Consider the following 16,175-nt stretch of genomic DNA (forward strand, 5'->3'; position numbering starts at 1 on the left):
GGCGTTAAGCTTGCTTGCAGGCTCCTGTTAGCACAGGATAATGAGGGTCGGAGCCTGACGTTCGCTTATTTACCCTTCACGATTTACACGTCGTAATTAGTTACAGCTTGCTGCTGTCAGTACGGCAAGGTTTTTACCTACACCGGCATAGTTTGCCAGTTTATCCTTCACGCACTGTGGGGAAACAGTAGAGTAGCTGTACGGAACAGAAGGGAATGTGTCGGTGCTCTTCCAATCTTCCGCGTTCACGTAGTCCTTGGAGTCTTTATCCCAGGTGATGTTGTATTTCGCGAAGTCGGCTGGGCTCATGATGTTGTTATTACGCAGCTCCCAGGTACCGAAGTTGGAGCCGTCGTAACGTGAGGTCACCGGGTTTTTCGCATTTTCGAACCAGTTACGTTCGATCAATGCAATCCCTTTCTGGCGCACGTTCAGGCCAGAGCTGGTGATGCCAGTGTACAGGTTGTTGTAGGCATGAACCTTACCGCCACGTTGCAGTGGGAGGCGAGCGTTAACATCGTCATAAATATTGTGATGGTAAGTCAGGTCACGGCCTGTATCACTGCTGCTGAAGCCGCTCAGTCCCACCTTTTTGATGCCGTGAATGTAGTTGTACGATACCGTCACGTTGGTAGAGGCTTTCTTGATATCAATCGCGGATTCGAATGTGGTATCACCGTCTTTTGTACCTGCGCATTCAAAGTTTTTCGCGAAGATCTCGTTGTGGTCAATCCAGACGTTCGGGGTGTTATCGATACGAATCGCATCGCCGTCCTGAGCGCCGCCCGGCATATAGCCAAAGCGCATGTTACGGATGACGACATCGGATGATTTCGTCAGCCAGATCCCGAAGTTAGCGGAAGAACCGTTGGTGCCGAGGATGGTAATCCCTTTGGTAAACTCTTTGATTTCCACACCACGTGCATCTTTCTTCCACTGACCGCAGATGTCGTTCTCTGCGGCTTTGATCAGCGCATCTTCATTACCGTCATAGGTGATGACGAGCGGGTAAGCGCCACCCTTGACTTTCTTACCATTGGAATCCAGCTTCGCGGCTTCGATGAGATCAATGATGTCCTGCATGGAATGTGCCGTTTTTTTCACGGCACCGGCAACGTCACCACCGTCAGTGGTGGCGTAACCGCCCGTATTTGCCGCCATCGTCGGTTGGGCCGCAAGTAATAACAGCCCAGCGGCTGCAGAAGGCAGTAGGTATTTCATTAAGGTACTCTCCTTGGAATTGAATTTTTTTTGGGTATAAATGATCCACATAACCCAGATTATATTACTGGGGTGTTTCAATAAAAATGAAAACAAAGTTTATTGAAGACCCAATTAATTCTTACCATAAAAATAAAATAATTCAATATTTAGATATTAAATATATCGCGTGAATAACGTCCATCATATTGATGGTTAATAAGTTTCTATTTTAAATGGCGGATTTTTTCATTTTTTTTGAAATCATTATGTAGAGTATTTTATTAAAAATAAAATGATATTTTGTTTTTTATTGCGTAATGAAAGGGTTTGTAACGTGATGGTAACTGTGAACTATACTCGTCATATTTCAAGCCGCATGCGCGTTGGCTGCGTTCACTCACCCGAATCGCTTACTTGAGTAAGTTCATCGGAATTCTCTTGCTTTCCGCCTTCATGCAACTCGAATTATTTAGGGTATATATCAATAAATAATTAAGGTTTCTTCATTGAGATGGAAGTGTAAAAATAGTTGATGTTGATCAAGTTATTAATTAATCCCGTGTTGGTGAGCCACTGTTTTCTTTATTCCTTAATCCTTAATGGTCATTTTTTTATGAAGAAATAATGCGATTAATTAAATAATTAGTCTGATCTATAAGTTATATCTCTTTAAGAAATGCTTACCACACCTACATGTAGTTTTACATAAAAATGAGCGAGCTATTAGCGCTCGCTCGGGTAAAACCGTTGCTCAGTGTGAAGAGACACGGTTGCAGGGCATTGCCTCCTGTCATTCATATGACGGGGAAGGCGGAAGCCTGATCGCGTTTATTTACAGTCAGATGCTGTCAGTACCGCCAGGTTTTTGCCTACGCCAGCATAGCTTGCCAGTTTATCCTTCACGCACTGTGCAGAAACCGGGGTGTATTTATAAGAGATGGAAGGGAACTTACCGGTGCTTTTCCAGTCATCCGCATTGATATGAGGAGAGGAAGGCTTGCCCCAGGTGATTTTGTATTTGGAGAAGTCTGCCGGTTTGGTGATGTTGTTGTTACGCAACTCCCAGGTACCGAAGTTGGAGCTGTCGTTACGTGCGGTCACTGGGTTCAGCGCATTTTCAAACCAGTTGCTTTCGATCAGCGCAATCCCTTTCTGACGAACGTTAAAGCCTGAACCGGTGATGCCGTCATACAGGTTATTGTACGCATGAACCAGACCGCCACGCTGCAGCGGCAGACGTGAGTTAACATCGCGATAGATATTGTGATGGTAAGTCAGGTTACGGCCTGTATCCGTATTGCTTGAGCCGCTCAATCCTACCTTTTTAATGCCATGGATGTAGTTGTATGACACTGTGACGTTAGTTGACCCTTTCTTGATATCGACGGCCGATTCAAACGTGGTGTCGTTGTCTGGTGTGCCTTTACATTCAAAGTTTTTGGCAAAGATCTCATTGTGGTCAATCCAGACGTTCGGCGAGTTATCAATACGAATGGCATCGCCGTCTTGCGCACCGCCCGGCATGTAGCCAAAGCGCATATTACGTACAACAACGTTGGATGAATTGATAATCCAGATCCCGAAGTTGGCGGATGAGCCATTGGTGCCCTGAATAGTGATCCCTTTGGTAAACTCTTTGATTTCTACACCGCGTGCGTCCTTACTCCACTGACCGCAGATATTGTTTTCGGCTGCTTTGATGAGCGAGTCTTCATTACCGTTATAGGTGATGATAAGCGGATAGGCACCGCCTTTGACTTGCTTGCCTTTTGAATCCACTTTTGCGGCTTCAATGATATCCACAATTTCTTTCAGAGAGCGTGCGGTCTTTTTTACGGCCCCTGAAGTGTCTCCACCGTCCGTGGTGGCATAACCGCCTGTATTTGCGGCCATGGTTGGCTGAGCGGCGAACAGTAATAATCCGGCGGCTGCCGTAGGCAATAGGTATTTCATTATGAATGTCTCCTTGGAATATAATTTCATAGGCATTTATTGCTCCATATGCCCGATGTAACAGATATACCCGTTATACTTCAAATTGCATGTGCGTTGGCTGCACTACTCGTCGGCCAACTTGCGTGGGCCTCGCTCTGGCGGGCCAACGCTCTGCATTGTTCAAACGTTAACGTTTGTCCTGAAATTCGAATTATTTAGGGTATACAAATTTTTCAACAAAAATGAATCTCAATCTTGATGAAAAACCAAGGGGAGTGTGGTCAAAAAATAAGATCAGTTCAAGGGTGAAATGTTAAATGTATTAGTGGTGAAACATTTTGTAATACTGATGGTTTAATAGTTGGAGTTTTATAGAAAATGCTATTCTTTTAAAAGACTAGAAAATCAGTGGGTTGTTTTTAGAGTTGACGATAATTTCATTCTGGTTTCGTTATTTATTGGATTTTAGTTTGCGATTTTTCTGATGGTAATTGTTACAACGCGCGTAAAAATTCATCTTAAGTCAAAATATACTATCACAAGCGTGGTCAATATTATTTACGTGATGCGTTAATTCTATGTTGAATTTTAGTTTGTTAAAAAATAATTATTACTAATTGCTATATCGCGCATCGGTACGCGATAGGAAAATAGATCTCATCGACCATACCTTATGATTGTTAGAATAGTGATGAGTATGAAGTCTGTTACTGTGAAGGTCGTGTTGGCAATCTTGCACAGGTTCCTTAAAAAATGAGCGAGCCTAAATGACTCGCTCAGAGAGAACCCGGCGCAGGGTGAATGTGCCGGGTTTAATGCACTTATTTACAGTTAGCGGCTGTCAGTACTGCCAGGTTTTTACCTACGCCAGCGTAGCTTGCCAGTTTATCCTTCACGCACTGTGCGGAAACCGGGGAGTAGCTATACGGGAGAGCAGGGAATTTGCCAGTGCTCTTCCAGTCATCCGCATTGATGTGTGGTGTGGATGGTTTACCCCAAGTGATGTTGTATTTGGTAAAATCAGACGGACTGGTAATGTTGTTGTTACGGAGTTCCCAAGTGCCGAAGTTGGATTCATCATTACGTGCGGTCACCGGGTTGAGCGCATTTTCGAACCAGTTGCTTTCGATCAGCGCAATCCCTTTCTGACGGACGTTAAAGCCTGAACTTTTGATGCCGTCATACAGGTTGTTGTACGCATGCACTTGACCACCACGCTGTAGCGGCAGACGTGAGTTAACATCGCTGTAAATATTGTGATGGTAAGTTAGGTTACGGCCTGTATCCGTATTGCTTGAGCCGCTCAATCCTACCTTTTTAATGCCATGGATGTAGTTGTATGACACTGTGACGTTAGTTGACCCTTTCTTGATATCGACAGCCGATTCAAACGTGGTGTCGTTGTCTGGCGTACCGGCGCATTCGAAGTTTTTGGCGAAGATCTCGTTGTGATCGATCCAGGTGTTTGGGGAGTTATCAATACGGATGGCATCGCCATCTTTTGCGCCACCGGGCATATAGCCGAAGCGCATGTTACGCACGACAACGTTGGAAGAGTTTACAATCCAGATACCGAAGTTAGCGGAAGAACCGTTGGTTCCAAGGATGGTGATCCCCTTGGTGAACTCTTTGATTTCCACTCCGCGTGGATCTTTGCTCCACTGGCCGCAGATGTTAGCTTCGGCGGCTTTGATTAGCGCATCTTCATTACCGTTGTAGGTAATGACGAGCGGGTAGGCCCCACCTTTAACCTCTTTACCGCTTGAGTCTTTTTTCGCAGCTTCAATGATATCGACGATCTCTTGTAGAGAACGCGCTGTCTTTTTCACCGCACCGGAAATGTCGCCGCCGTCCGTGGTGGCATAACCTCCCGTATTTGCAGCCATTGTAGGTTGGGCAGCAAGCAGCAACAGCCCAGCGGCTGCAGAAGGCAGTAGGTATTTCATTGTGTACTCTCCTTGATATAGATTTTTTTGGGTATTTATCACTACACACCCTGTGTAATAAAAGGCTGTTTCAACAAAAATGAAATTAAGGTTTGTCTATAAAGCCGAACTAAGTGTTAACAGAAAAAATAAACAATACAAGATGAGGCGTTAAATATATTTTTTAAATAACAGAGGATAGCTTGAAGGATTTGTGTTTGCTACTTTTAAATAGAAACTAATTTCTATTTAAATTAATTAAATTCAATGTGTTATGTTTTTTTTGTTGTTTTATTTACTCTGGGTTCTTTATTTTCATCCGTTTTTACGTGGAGTTTATTAGCTCAATGAACAACTGTGATCACCGTCAAAAAATTAAAGGTAAATATTACTTAAAAATATATCTAGACTGGTTTTTTCTGCCGGGTTAAAAAATTAGTTAATTCATAAAGTTTTTTTGTTACTTTTTGTTAGGAAAGATTTCATCGTGATTGTTTACTATAAAGCTGGAGTAATAAATAGAGCCTATTAATAACAGATAGTCATAACAGAAATAAAAGATATGTGAACAGTGAAATTATTATCATGATATCTTATTGGGCAGGGCAGTGGTCCGTCTACTTTTGGTGGTGGGGACCTGACGCGAATTTCATGTATGGTAGTACCTTGAGGTACTTCAAATTTTCATCAACTCACTGATTTTTCTATATTCCCAGACGTATAGGAACATCTCAAAGCAAAAACATGGTGCCAGATTCGGGATCATTCAGCTTTCTATTAAGTTGAAATGTCGTATAAATTTCAACCGAGGCTGTAGTAGGCTCTGTCACAGCACGGTTATTGATTAGCCGTCAATTTCCCTTGGTAATTAGCGACTGTGACAGAATCGCGTGGTAATGAAAGTACGACAAAATCGCTTGGTGTGCCGTCATCAGGTCAACTCGCGTCAGCAGTTCCGACTTGTCTGCGATGCTGCCGTCAGCAAGGCGTTCAATAGTGCCAAACAGTGGTATGGTGCCCCACGACTGACAGATGAACTGCCACACTATAACGTGAAAACCATTGCTGCCAGTCTGCGCCGTCAGGGGCTGCGGGCAAAAGCTGCCTGGAAGTTCAGTCCGGTCAGCTACCGGGAGCACGACCTGCCAGTGTCTGAAAATCTGCTGAGGCGAGACGTTATCGCCAGCGGCCCGAATCAAAAATGGGCAGGAGATATCACTGACTTACGTACAGATGAAGGCTGGCTGTATCTGGCTGTGGTCATTGATCTGTGGTCGCGTGCCGTTGTCGGCTGGTCGATGTCATCGAGAATGACGGCGGCGCTGGCCTGTCATGCCCTGCATATGGCACTCTGGCGACGAAAACGGCCTCAAAACGTGATTGTTCACACCGATCGCGGCGGCCAGTACTGTTCAGCAGATTATCAGTCGATGCTGAAAAGCCATAATCTGCGAGGGAGTATGAGTGCCAAAGGATGCTGCTATGATAATGCCTGCGTGGAAAGTTTTTTTCATTCGCTGAAAATGGAATGTATCCACGGCGAGCCGATTGTCAGTCGGGAAGTGATGCGAACAACAGTGTTTAATTATATTGAGTGTGATTATAACCGCTGGCGTCGGCATAGCGCTTGCGGCGGGCTTAGCCCAGAACAATTTGAAAACCAGAACCTCGCTTAGGGCTGTGTCCACATTACGTGGGTAGGATCAGTGCAGCGAAGGCCAGAGGAAAAAATCGCACTAATTTTGTCCTCGAAGCTGCTCGCGCTGCCGCAGAGGAAGCGCGAGCAGCGCATCATCATGGCAGATCCCGAGGCTTATCAGGAATTCCTTGCCTGTCTGGATCAGACTCCTTCACCAAATGCCGCGCTGCGAAAAACCATGCAAACATTTGCACCGTGGGAACAGAAAAAATGATCTCGGCCCCTGAGCCAATCCACGCCGAACATGTAGCCATGCAACCAAGTCGAAATTATCAGGGGCGTTTTTCAGGGTTATGCCTGAAACGCTCCTCCCGCATCAGAATCACGCTGGGGGGCTCTGCTGGGGTACCGCTAAGTTAATTTTATGTTAATTTAACAGGGAGATAAAAATACTTTGATATATGCGACAACCTATAGATAAAAATCACTTTAACTCCAAGAGGAAATCGATGACCACGTTATTATCTGTTCAGTCAGTAAGTTATGGAAACTCTAAAGGACTATTGTTGGATGAAATGACATTCAGCGTAAATAAATACGACAGAATAGGTTTAATAGGTTACAACGGTAGCGGTAAAAGTACGGTGCTAAAAATTCTTAGCAGTGCACTCGACGGTTTTAATGGGAACGTTATAATTTCTAGGAAATGTATACTTGCAAGGGTTGAGCAAGAACTACCTGCCGCACTAGCTTCGCGCTCGCTTTTAGAAGGTATCATAGATGTTTTACCTGAGAATGAGAAGGCTAGCTCTACATGGCGGTGTGAATCTTTACTGAAAGAGATGGGCTTTCAACAAGAATTTTTTGAGGAAACGGTCGAGAATCTTAGTGGGGGTCAGCATACCCGTTTATTGCTTGCACGTGCTTTAATTCTCAATCCAGATTTGTTACTACTGGATGAGCCAAGCAACCATTTGGACTTACCAACTATGCTTTGGCTAGAAAATTTCTTAAAAAATTGGAATGGTACATTTATATTAGTATCGCACGATAGTTATTTACTGGATAAAGTTACTGAAAGCACGTTGATCCTTCGCGACAAACGAATAAAATATTTCCATTTGCCATGTACAGAAGCACGGAAGAGGCTTTTAGAAAGTGACAAGGCAGATTTGGAGAGAAACCATTCAGAATCGAAAGAAATAGAGAGAATTGAAAAAAGTGCACGCAGGTTGGCTGATTGGGGGAGAATATACGACAATGAAGGATTAGCTAGAAAAGCTTTAGAGATGAACAGGCGAGTGGAAAAGTTAAAGGATGATCAAACAGTTTTAACTGAAGGAAGCAAATGGAGACTAACCTTAAAAGGTGAAGCTATAGATGCTGATAGATTATTAGAAATAAGAGAGAGTGAGATCAGAGCGGATAAGGATTCTGATTTATTATTCAAACTAGATCATAAGAAAGTGCGTACAGGAGACCGTATTGCGATAATTGGTAGCAACGGAGTTGGTAAGTCAACTTTGTTGAAATATATATGGGAAAAGTATAGAAATAATAATTCTTCGAATTTGGTTTTCCACCAGAAAGTCACTATAGGCTATTATGATCAAATTTTAAATCAATTAAGAAATGAAAATACGATTATAAATTCCGTTACTGACTTTTCAAAAGCTAGCGACATTGAGTGTAAAATGGCTTTAATCGGAGCAGGGTTTCCATATATAAGACATAATCAACTTGTTCAATCACTGAGTGGAGGTGAAAGAGCTCGCCTTTTATTTATAGGACTAAGTCTATCCAAATTTTCATTATTGATTTTGGATGAGCCAACAAATCATCTTGATTTAGAAGGTAAAGAAGAGTTAGAAGCTGCATTAAGTAATTTTGAAGGAGCGTTGTTATTAGTTACTCATGACAGAAAACTCATTAAAAATTCATGTAATCGTTATTGGTCTATTCACAATAAATCATTACATGAGTGGAACGAAGTAAACCAAGCATATGAACATGTAACTCGCGAAATTAACAATCCAAAATCTCTCGATAAAGTTAGTGATAATGATAAAACTTCTTATAATAATCTTAATGAAGATGAGTTATTGAAAAATTTATTTGAACTTGAATCGAAGCTGGATAGTGACATGAAAAGAAAAAGTAAGCATCAAAAAATACAATTACAACTATCTTGGAAAAAGGAAATAAACGAGATAAAAAATCTTCTAAACTTAAATTAAATTCTTAAGCAGAGATCCAATAGTAGATAGAGGATCTCTCCTAAGATTAAACTAGTGATTCAATTCTTTGATGTGGTGATGTTCATCAGCAGAGTTCAATTTATGCAATCCATAAAGAGATATAGGTAATGCAATAAGAACTAAAAATGATGAATACATGACTGAATTCGCAATAGTAAAATGCTCAATTAAGAAACCATAAATAAAGTAAGCAGCACCAATGAACATTGAGCTTATAAAACCATTTACAGATATACAAGATGCTCTGATTTCAGAAGGATAATGTTCATTGACATAGTCTAAATAGATCATGTCTACGAATGAAGGTAAGCAGAATGTGATTGTAAAAAATGCTAACATATACTTACCTGAGATAGGTAAAAAATACAAAGACAATGATAACATAAAAAAAGTCACCATTACTAATGTAGTGAATTTGATTAACTTAGACACCTTACCAGACAGAAGATATAAACCAGAATTACCTAATTCAATTGCCGCATATGAAAAACCTATAAGTGATAATGAATAGCCTGCATTATTTAAAAGTGCTTGACCATAATTATATAGGGGAGTTAAAACTGCTTCATACAATGAAAAACCTATGAAAAGAGGTAGCAAACTCAATCCTTTTTTAGATAGAAAAAAATTTTTTAATGTGAATTTTTCATTGTCATCTACTTGATGACCCTCGTCATTATTTTCATGCTTAACATCTATTTTATCTTCAAATAAAAAAGAGCATACTATTACGCCTAAAATTTTCGATAGTATATATATTGAGAAAAGCATATTCCATGAAGTAATATCTTTTATCATTCCACCAAGAGCCATTGAGCCTGCTACAGTTAAAGCGCTAATTGCACGAGCCCTAGAATTTATTTTTATAAACGAATGTTGTTTTCCAATTTTCTTAAGATGATCATAAAGTAAAGCTTGGTCTGCTCCGGACTTCAAACTGAAAGACAAGCCATGAATTATGAACATGATTAAAAATGGGATGAAATCTGTGAAAATGAAAAAACCAATGCCATATGTAATCATAAGAATAAAGCTAAGCAATAAAGAACTTTTTCTTCCATACTTATCAGCTATAATTCCTGACGGTATTTCTCCCAACATTATGGCTAAGAAAAGTGATGTTTGGATAAAACCAATTTCTGTATTTGTTAGGCCCGCACCAAGAAGGTAAATAACAAAAACACCGCGTTTTACATCACTGTTCAAGAGTGAAATTGATAGATAATACAACCAGTTAAAATAATTAAATTTCGTTATGTTATTCATTTTATCGTAAATATCTTTTTAGTTTCAAGAGATGTAAAGTCCATATTCAAGCATGTATTAATGGTCATGCATTTATGAATAGATGTGAAGTAAAATATAGCTTCCATTGCAACAATATTTGCAATGATAGAATTCGTTGCTCCATTAGAAGCATGATTTATTTCAAATTCCAATTTTTCTTTTTTGGCTTCTAAAACTTCACATGCCCGCTTATAGTTAAAAGCTGATTTGGGCGTGTTTATTAGAGGCCCAATTGAACCATTCATAAATCCCACTGAACCAAATATTACTGGGGTTTTTGTTAGATAACTGAATTCAGCACAAATTTTGTTTATTGTATTGACCGGTTTATCGGCGCAACAAAGTAAAATATCTGCCGATGAACAAAGTTCAGCTAATCTTGTGCTATCGGTTATGTATTCGCAATAAGTATCGATTGCAACTTCACTAGAATTCATAGTAAAAAGCTCTTTTAATACGTTTACCTTCAGTTTCCCTATATCTGATTTATTGTAAGTGAACTGTCGATTAAGATTATTGTGGCTAACATTATCATGGTCTATTAATATAAAATTTTTTATACCTGCAGCTGCTAATGTTTGACTAGCCAATGCGCCTATGCCACCACACCCTAAAATAGCAATCCTCAAGTTTCGAAAATCAATCCAGCTTATCTGCTTATTATCTAAATAGGAAAACCATTTATACTGAGACTGTTCAAGCTCGTCTGACAGAGTCTCATCCTCTATAACCAATAAACTTTTTTCAAAAAGATTTTCTAAGACATTCTGAGTAAAATATTCATTAAGATTTACATTTTCGGTTACCGATTTTTTTAATTTAAAAAGCTGTGTTTCAGTTAAATCTTCCAATAGAAAAGAATTTATTTCATTATATATTTTATATGAATCCCCTTGCTTAATAACATTGCAATCAGCACGCAATTTCAATTTTTTCTCTCCTGTAGAAAAATGATGTCAGTTCGCCAAGATATAAAAATGGGCATAAATACAGAGAATTAAGAGATATTTCACTTTTTAAATTTTCAATATTTTCTTCTTTCCTTAAAATATTTATGTTCCTTTGCAAAACATCTCTTTCAGATCTTAAAACGGGAGTGAAAATCAAACTTGCAAATTGGCCCCATACTCCAGGAATTAAACCTTTGATTATGGATAGTCTGACATCAGCTGTAAAACTAGGTCTGTAGTAGTCATCATGTATTAGTTTATGATTAATTTCGTATGTCGACAATGCCATACTAATAAGATTAACAACAGTGACATTTGGATAAAAATCATTATATGTTAACACCAAAGGGTTCTGTTTGAAGTAATTTTTATATTTACTTCTCATAGGGAGAGTTGAATTGAAATTTAACTCTTCTATTGTAGTTACCCACTTTGACGCAGACTTAATCATATGCATGCATTCAGAAATTATTGAGCAAACAAAAAATCTCATTTCTGGATTTGCTTTAGCAAGTTTACCCTCAAATACTAGATATGCATGCAATGATGGCATTCTAGAATTAGAAGAATAACCTTTTATTATACAGTTTTTATTTATTGTTGCTGTGTCTGCACTTTGGTCAAGGTAACCAGATTCGCAAAGACGATAATTATCACCCGTATCTTTGATAGTAATGAATTGTACTTTATCATCTCGTTCTTGCCTGTTCTCTGCGCACCATATATTTTCACCAGTATTTTTAAGAGTATATTCTCCGGCTGAAATAAATGGTGAATGCTTAGGTTTCGGCGTGAACAAGATAGTTGACATTAAGGTTTTTAAAGGCGCTAATGCTCCTTTTGAGGAAAAGACTATTTTTGAAGAATCAGATTCAATAGATATGCCATTCAAGATAGTTGCATTTATTAAAGGGTTCTTTTGCTGAAGGTATTCCAATCTTTCTAAGTAATGTGACGTATTAACTTCTTTACCGTCTTCATACGTCTTCGCTTCTTTTAAAACTACAGTAAAAGATCTTTCATTTTCCGATTCTATTTCCCCGTGATAACTAGGCTTATAACCTGGCAGAGGGTCTACTTCACTCTTTAATAAAGTTAGTGCACACTTGGAATATACTTGTGAAGAAGCATAATCATAGCAAAGCTCAGATATTTTCGGAATAGAGTCTACAGAAATCCTTTTCATGAAAAAAACCTTGGCGTAATTTATTGCAAATCAATAACGAGAAAACTTTTTTTCTTTAAATCCGCTAGCTTTATAACTGGAGAAATCGCTTGGCCCAAAACTTCCCATTTCATATTTTGCTTCATTAGCCAGATTCTTTAACTTATTAAGTGTAGGTTCATACATATTTCTTATTTCTTTTTCAAAAACAGGGAATCTATAACTATCTACATGGAGATTTTGAAAAGCAATGGTTATTCCATCATTTTTTACAGCATGCCACCAACCAGGAGGAAAACTGATCATATCGCCTGCTTCAAGATCACATTCGAAAATCTCACCACCTTCATTCGTAATTTTCGTTGCGATTTCTTCGTCAAATATGTCCATACCATTTTTTACTAAACTTGTATACTTATGACTTATAATTCTAATTTTTTTCCTACCAAAGATGACGGTTAACATTGGATTTACAAAAAAAGAGTCAGTATGTAAAGGAGTGGATGAATATGAAGAACCTATAAATAAATCAGTATGTGGCAATCTTACAGATTTCGGTAAGCGGTCTATCCAGTTTTTTATGAAGTGTGGCTCATCCATATTTATTTGATTTAATAATTCCGGATTTTTACTCTCAATATCCCATCCCACAACATAACAATGTTTCCTGATAGTTTCATTATCAGTTCCGAGATCAAATTTTTCTTGATGATCTTCTAAGTTTTTTATGACATCACCTAGTTTAAGATACTCCCTTTCTCTTTTACTGTACTCGGGGCGTTCAATGTGATAGTACGCAACGGGAACTACTGTATCTTTGTAGTTATTTCTGAAGTAGTCTAGATTCCATTTTTCTTTTGCTTCCCAACCTTCAGTCATCCCTTCAACGATTACTGGAATTTCCTTTAAATAATATTCTTTTAAGAAAATATCAAATTCTTCTTTTCTAATTCTGGCTATGGATTTGAGCATTATCATTTCCTTGATATGAAATAAAGGCGCTCATAAGAGCGCCTTCATCTAAAGATTTAGCAGCGACGATTCAACAACTCAATCATTAACTCATCACTTACACCTTCCAGAAAAAATGTAACATCATGTTCTTCTTCTGCACATTTCGTTTCTTTTGCTTCTTCGCGGAGATTCTGATTCATGTAAACTTCCTTATTAATTTGTTAATACCGTGTATCGTTTTTGTAGCCAAGTAAATCTAACAAATAAAAATATTTTTTGAATACATTTAATTAAAAATTAATGAATAAGCACATAAAAAATACAATAATTAGTTATTGTAAGTTTTTAAACCCAAGTTAAATAAAAAAACAATATAAAATACTTGTTGTTGGTTTTTTTTTGTTGAATAAGATATGGAATCTTTTTCCATAACTTTATTGGCTGCTTTTTAACCTATTCAGTTTTCCTTTTCTTAAGTTTTTGCAATCTTCCGCATTACAAAATCTAACTAATTTATAATTGGCATGAATGTCCCTAAGGTTAAGCGCATTAAGTCGTTTAGAGAAAAGAGCGCCCTACTCAAGAAGTTGGCTTCGGCAAGCAGCTTCTTGAGTCTGGCGTTCTCTTCCTCAAGCGACTTCAGGCGCTTAACCTCGGGCACCTCCATACCTCCATACCGCCATACTTCTTACGCCAGGTATAAAAGGTGGCGTCGGAAATAGCGTGCTTGCGGCAGAGCTCACGGGCAGAAACCCCGGCTTCAGCCTCACGGAGGATACTGATGATCTGTTCGTCGGAAAAATGCTTCTTCATGGGGATGTCCTCATGTGGCTTATGAAGACATTACTAACATCGCGGTGTATTAATCAACGGGGAGCAGGTCAAAGACGTACATCCAATGTTTTTGAGTACGAGTTATCAAATGTTGGGTGATAATCGCCTGATAACGGGCCTTGGTTTTCAGATGGCGTTCAGTCTCAACGGCGATGACGGTTCCGTCTGGTAACGTTATCACCCCAGCCGGGTGATGATATACCTCATAGCGGCTGCGGAATGTTGAATCAGCGCCGCTGATCCACCCATAAGCGCCTTTCTTCTCAAGAAGGAGCCGTGCTAGCTGACGATCAAGGCGCTGCATCAGCGTCCAGCCAGTGACTTTCGAGGGCTCAAACCGTGCAGGAAAACCATCCTCATGGGGTGTGGCAACAACGGATAATCCGTCATTGGTGATCCCCCACAGTGCTGACGAATCCCCAGAAAACGAGACAGGCATAGAGTTTTATGATCTACTGATTTTCGCCAAAAAACTCAATGAGATCACCTCTATGCCTGCCCGTAAAGTATGCCAGACTTTTTTCCGTCACGCTTTAGCCTCAACGCACCAATATCGGCAAAATGCCATTATCGATTCCACCGTTGCCCTGATGAACGGCGCGACACTTTCCCTTACCAGCATTGGACGTCACCTGCCGGGGACCGCTCGCGTCAAGGATAAAATAAAACGCATTGACCGTCTTCTCGGCAACACATCGCTTCATCGTGATATCCCTCTGATATTTAATAATATTGTTTCTATGATGACGAAACCTATGTCGTGGTGCGTCATCGCCGTTGACTGGAGCGGCTATCCCTGTAAGGAATATCATGTTCTCCGTGCCAGCCTTATCTGTGATGGGCGCGCCATCCCCTTAATGAGTCAGGTTGTCCCGTTAAAAAAACAAAATAATGTACTGATACAAAATACCTTTCTTGACGCCCTTGCGGAAGCTGTCGCGCCGAATACCCGAGTCACCGTCATTACCGATGCAGGTTTTCAAAGCGCGTGGTTCCGGCATATCAAATTTCTGGGATGGAGTTTTATTGGTCGAATCAGAGGGACGGTTAAATTTAGCCTTCATCATGACAAAGAGAACTGGATGACCGTAAAAGACTGCGAGGGAACAGCGCAGGCAAAATAACAGCAAACTGGCGAGCCAGATAATTAGGGATCTCAATGTGTTCCTTAGACGCCTTCTTATAACGATGGCCAGGTTGTTGACAACTGATAATATTGAGCGCTTTCATCAGCTTTGTTGCCCGCCAGCGGCTCAGTTTTATACCTTTGGTGGTGACCATCGCGGCAATGCTTCGCGCTCCTGCTGAGCCGTTACTTTCGCGATAAACTTCACGCACAAGGCTCAGTAATGCCACTCTCGTGGCGTCAGGCTTCCTGGGCTGCCGCCAGTATTTATAACTGCTGCGATGAACCCCAAACACGTTGCACACAACGGCAACAGGAAACCGCGCCCTGAGTTTCTCAACTAATGAGAATTGTTCAGGGAGTCTGACATCAAGAGCGCGGTAGCCTTTTTTAATATATCCCTTTCCATTTCAACGCGTTGAAGTCTTTTCTTTAGCTCACGTATTTCAATCTGCTCAGGTGTCATGGGTGAAGCAGTGGGTGATTTTCCCGCTCGCTCTTCTTTCAGTTGTCGAACCCATTTGTCCATCGTGGATTTGCCGACATTCATTGCCGTTGCAGCGGCGGCAACGGTGTAGTGCTGATCGAGTACAAGCTGGGCAGCTTCGAGGCGAAACTCGGGGCTAAAATTACGTCTGTTACGTCCGGTCATAATGTCACCTGTTTTGACTGTGAGGTGATGATATCACCTCTATTCAGGTGGACAAATTCAGTGTGCCACTACAAGTCATCTGCAACTTGCTAGTTCCGTAGTTCCTTCAGTACATATCCCATTTGGAATAACGAACCAATAAAATATATCTTCGTATTTTAATCGTAATATATAAAATTTTTTTCAGATCTTTTCTGCTAGAAAATTGGGTAACTCGGCTTCGATTCATAAAAAGGCTTTGGCAGAA

9 protein-coding genes and 6 pseudogenes are annotated in these 16,175 nt (G+C 40.1%); 4 read left to right on the forward strand and 11 right to left on the reverse strand.

What is annotated here, in order from left to right; all coding sequences use genetic code 11:
• Positions 1-96: 96 nt before the first annotated feature.
• The 3 genes from pelC to pelA form a co-directional block, all read right to left on the reverse strand.
• Complete coding sequence (gene pelC, locus O1Q74_RS02370; RefSeq protein WP_271875932.1) at positions 97-1,221, reverse strand: pectate lyase PelC; 1,125 nt, start codon at positions 1,219-1,221, stop codon at positions 97-99.
• A gap of 810 nt (positions 1,222-2,031) precedes the next feature.
• On the reverse strand, positions 2,032-3,156 hold the full coding sequence (gene pelB, locus O1Q74_RS02375; RefSeq protein ID WP_271875933.1) for a pectate lyase PelB: 1,125 nt from the start codon (positions 3,154-3,156) through the stop codon (positions 2,032-2,034).
• A gap of 803 nt (positions 3,157-3,959) precedes the next feature.
• On the reverse strand, positions 3,960-5,084 hold the full coding sequence (pelA, locus tag O1Q74_RS02380) for a pectate lyase PelA (protein ID WP_271875934.1): 1,125 nt from the start codon (positions 5,082-5,084) through the stop codon (positions 3,960-3,962).
• A gap of 905 nt (positions 5,085-5,989) precedes the next feature.
• Here pelA and O1Q74_RS02385 point away from each other — a divergent pair.
• The 3 genes and pseudogenes from O1Q74_RS02385 to O1Q74_RS02395 all read left to right on the forward strand — a co-directional run.
• A pseudogene (locus O1Q74_RS02385) lies at positions 5,990-6,739 on the forward strand (IS3 family transposase); the annotation flags it as partial.
• Positions 6,740-6,771: 32 nt separating this feature from the next.
• Positions 6,772-6,976 (forward strand): annotated as a pseudogene (locus tag O1Q74_RS02390) (type II toxin-antitoxin system TacA family antitoxin); the annotation flags it as partial.
• Between the two features lie 235 nt (positions 6,977-7,211).
• Positions 7,212-8,939, forward strand: coding sequence for an ATP-binding cassette domain-containing protein (locus O1Q74_RS02395; RefSeq protein WP_271875935.1), 1,728 nt, complete (start codon positions 7,212-7,214; stop codon positions 8,937-8,939).
• Positions 8,940-8,990: 51 nt separating this feature from the next.
• On the opposite strand, the gene O1Q74_RS02400 is transcribed toward O1Q74_RS02395, so the two are convergent.
• The 7 genes and pseudogenes from O1Q74_RS02400 to O1Q74_RS02430 form a co-directional block, all read right to left on the reverse strand.
• The gene (locus tag O1Q74_RS02400) at positions 8,991-10,226 is read right to left on the reverse strand and encodes an MFS transporter (RefSeq protein ID WP_271875936.1); all 1,236 of its coding nucleotides are present in this window, start codon (positions 10,224-10,226) and stop codon (positions 8,991-8,993) included.
• On the reverse strand, positions 10,223-11,176 hold the full coding sequence (locus tag O1Q74_RS02405; RefSeq protein WP_271875937.1) for a HesA/MoeB/ThiF family protein: 954 nt from the start codon (positions 11,174-11,176) through the stop codon (positions 10,223-10,225). Before O1Q74_RS02405 ends, O1Q74_RS02400 begins: the two co-directional genes overlap by 4 nt.
• Positions 11,160-12,383 (reverse strand): hypothetical protein, encoded by a 1,224-nt coding sequence (locus O1Q74_RS02410; RefSeq protein ID WP_271875938.1) that lies wholly within the window; start codon positions 12,381-12,383, stop codon positions 11,160-11,162. The genes O1Q74_RS02405 and O1Q74_RS02410 overlap by 17 nt, the downstream gene beginning before the upstream one ends.
• A gap of 30 nt (positions 12,384-12,413) precedes the next feature.
• A complete protein-coding gene (locus O1Q74_RS02415) occupies positions 12,414-13,334 on the reverse strand; it encodes a cupin-like domain-containing protein (protein ID WP_271875939.1) in 921 nt (306 codons plus the stop codon).
• Positions 13,335-13,390: 56 nt separating this feature from the next.
• The gene (locus O1Q74_RS02420; RefSeq protein ID WP_271875940.1) at positions 13,391-13,516 is read right to left on the reverse strand and encodes a hypothetical protein; all 126 of its coding nucleotides are present in this window, start codon (positions 13,514-13,516) and stop codon (positions 13,391-13,393) included.
• Positions 13,517-13,884: 368 nt separating this feature from the next.
• Positions 13,885-14,129: pseudogene (locus O1Q74_RS02425) on the reverse strand (transposase); the annotation flags it as partial.
• 58 nt (positions 14,130-14,187) lie between these two features.
• A pseudogene (locus tag O1Q74_RS02430) lies at positions 14,188-14,559 on the reverse strand (MobC family replication-relaxation protein); the annotation flags it as partial.
• A gap of 82 nt (positions 14,560-14,641) precedes the next feature.
• Here O1Q74_RS02430 and O1Q74_RS02435 point away from each other — a divergent pair.
• Positions 14,642-15,271 (forward strand): annotated as a pseudogene (locus O1Q74_RS02435) (IS4 family transposase); the annotation flags it as partial.
• Here O1Q74_RS02435 and O1Q74_RS02440 read toward each other — a convergent pair.
• Positions 15,264-15,928 (reverse strand): annotated as a pseudogene (locus tag O1Q74_RS02440) (transposase); the annotation flags it as partial. The pseudogenes O1Q74_RS02435 and O1Q74_RS02440 overlap by 8 nt on opposite strands.
• Positions 15,929-16,175: the final 247 nt, after the last annotated feature.

It is taken from the genome of Pectobacterium sp. A5351, assembly GCF_028335745.1.
Lineage (GTDB): Bacteria > Pseudomonadota > Gammaproteobacteria > Enterobacterales > Enterobacteriaceae > Pectobacterium.

Bases quoted from the DNA above. Each gene is read 5' to 3' on its own strand.
- pelC (WP_271875932.1), bottom strand. From the start codon at position 1,221: ATGAAATACCTACTGCCTTCTGCAGCCGCTGGGCTGTTATTACTTGCG.
- pelB (WP_271875933.1), bottom strand. From the start codon at position 3,156: ATGAAATACCTATTGCCTACGGCAGCCGCCGGATTATTACTGTTCGCC.
- pelA (WP_271875934.1), bottom strand. From the start codon at position 5,084: ATGAAATACCTACTGCCTTCTGCAGCCGCTGGGCTGTTGCTGCTTGCT.
- O1Q74_RS02395 (WP_271875935.1), top strand. From the start codon at position 7,212: ATGACCACGTTATTATCTGTTCAGTCAGTAAGTTATGGAAACTCTAAA.
- O1Q74_RS02400 (WP_271875936.1), bottom strand. From the start codon at position 10,226: ATGAATAACATAACGAAATTTAATTATTTTAACTGGTTGTATTATCTA.
- O1Q74_RS02410 (WP_271875938.1), bottom strand. From the start codon at position 12,383: ATGAAAAGGATTTCTGTAGACTCTATTCCGAAAATATCTGAGCTTTGC.
- O1Q74_RS02415 (WP_271875939.1), bottom strand. From the start codon at position 13,334: ATGCTCAAATCCATAGCCAGAATTAGAAAAGAAGAATTTGATATTTTC.
- O1Q74_RS02420 (WP_271875940.1), bottom strand. From the start codon at position 13,516: ATGAATCAGAATCTCCGCGAAGAAGCAAAAGAAACGAAATGTGCAGAA.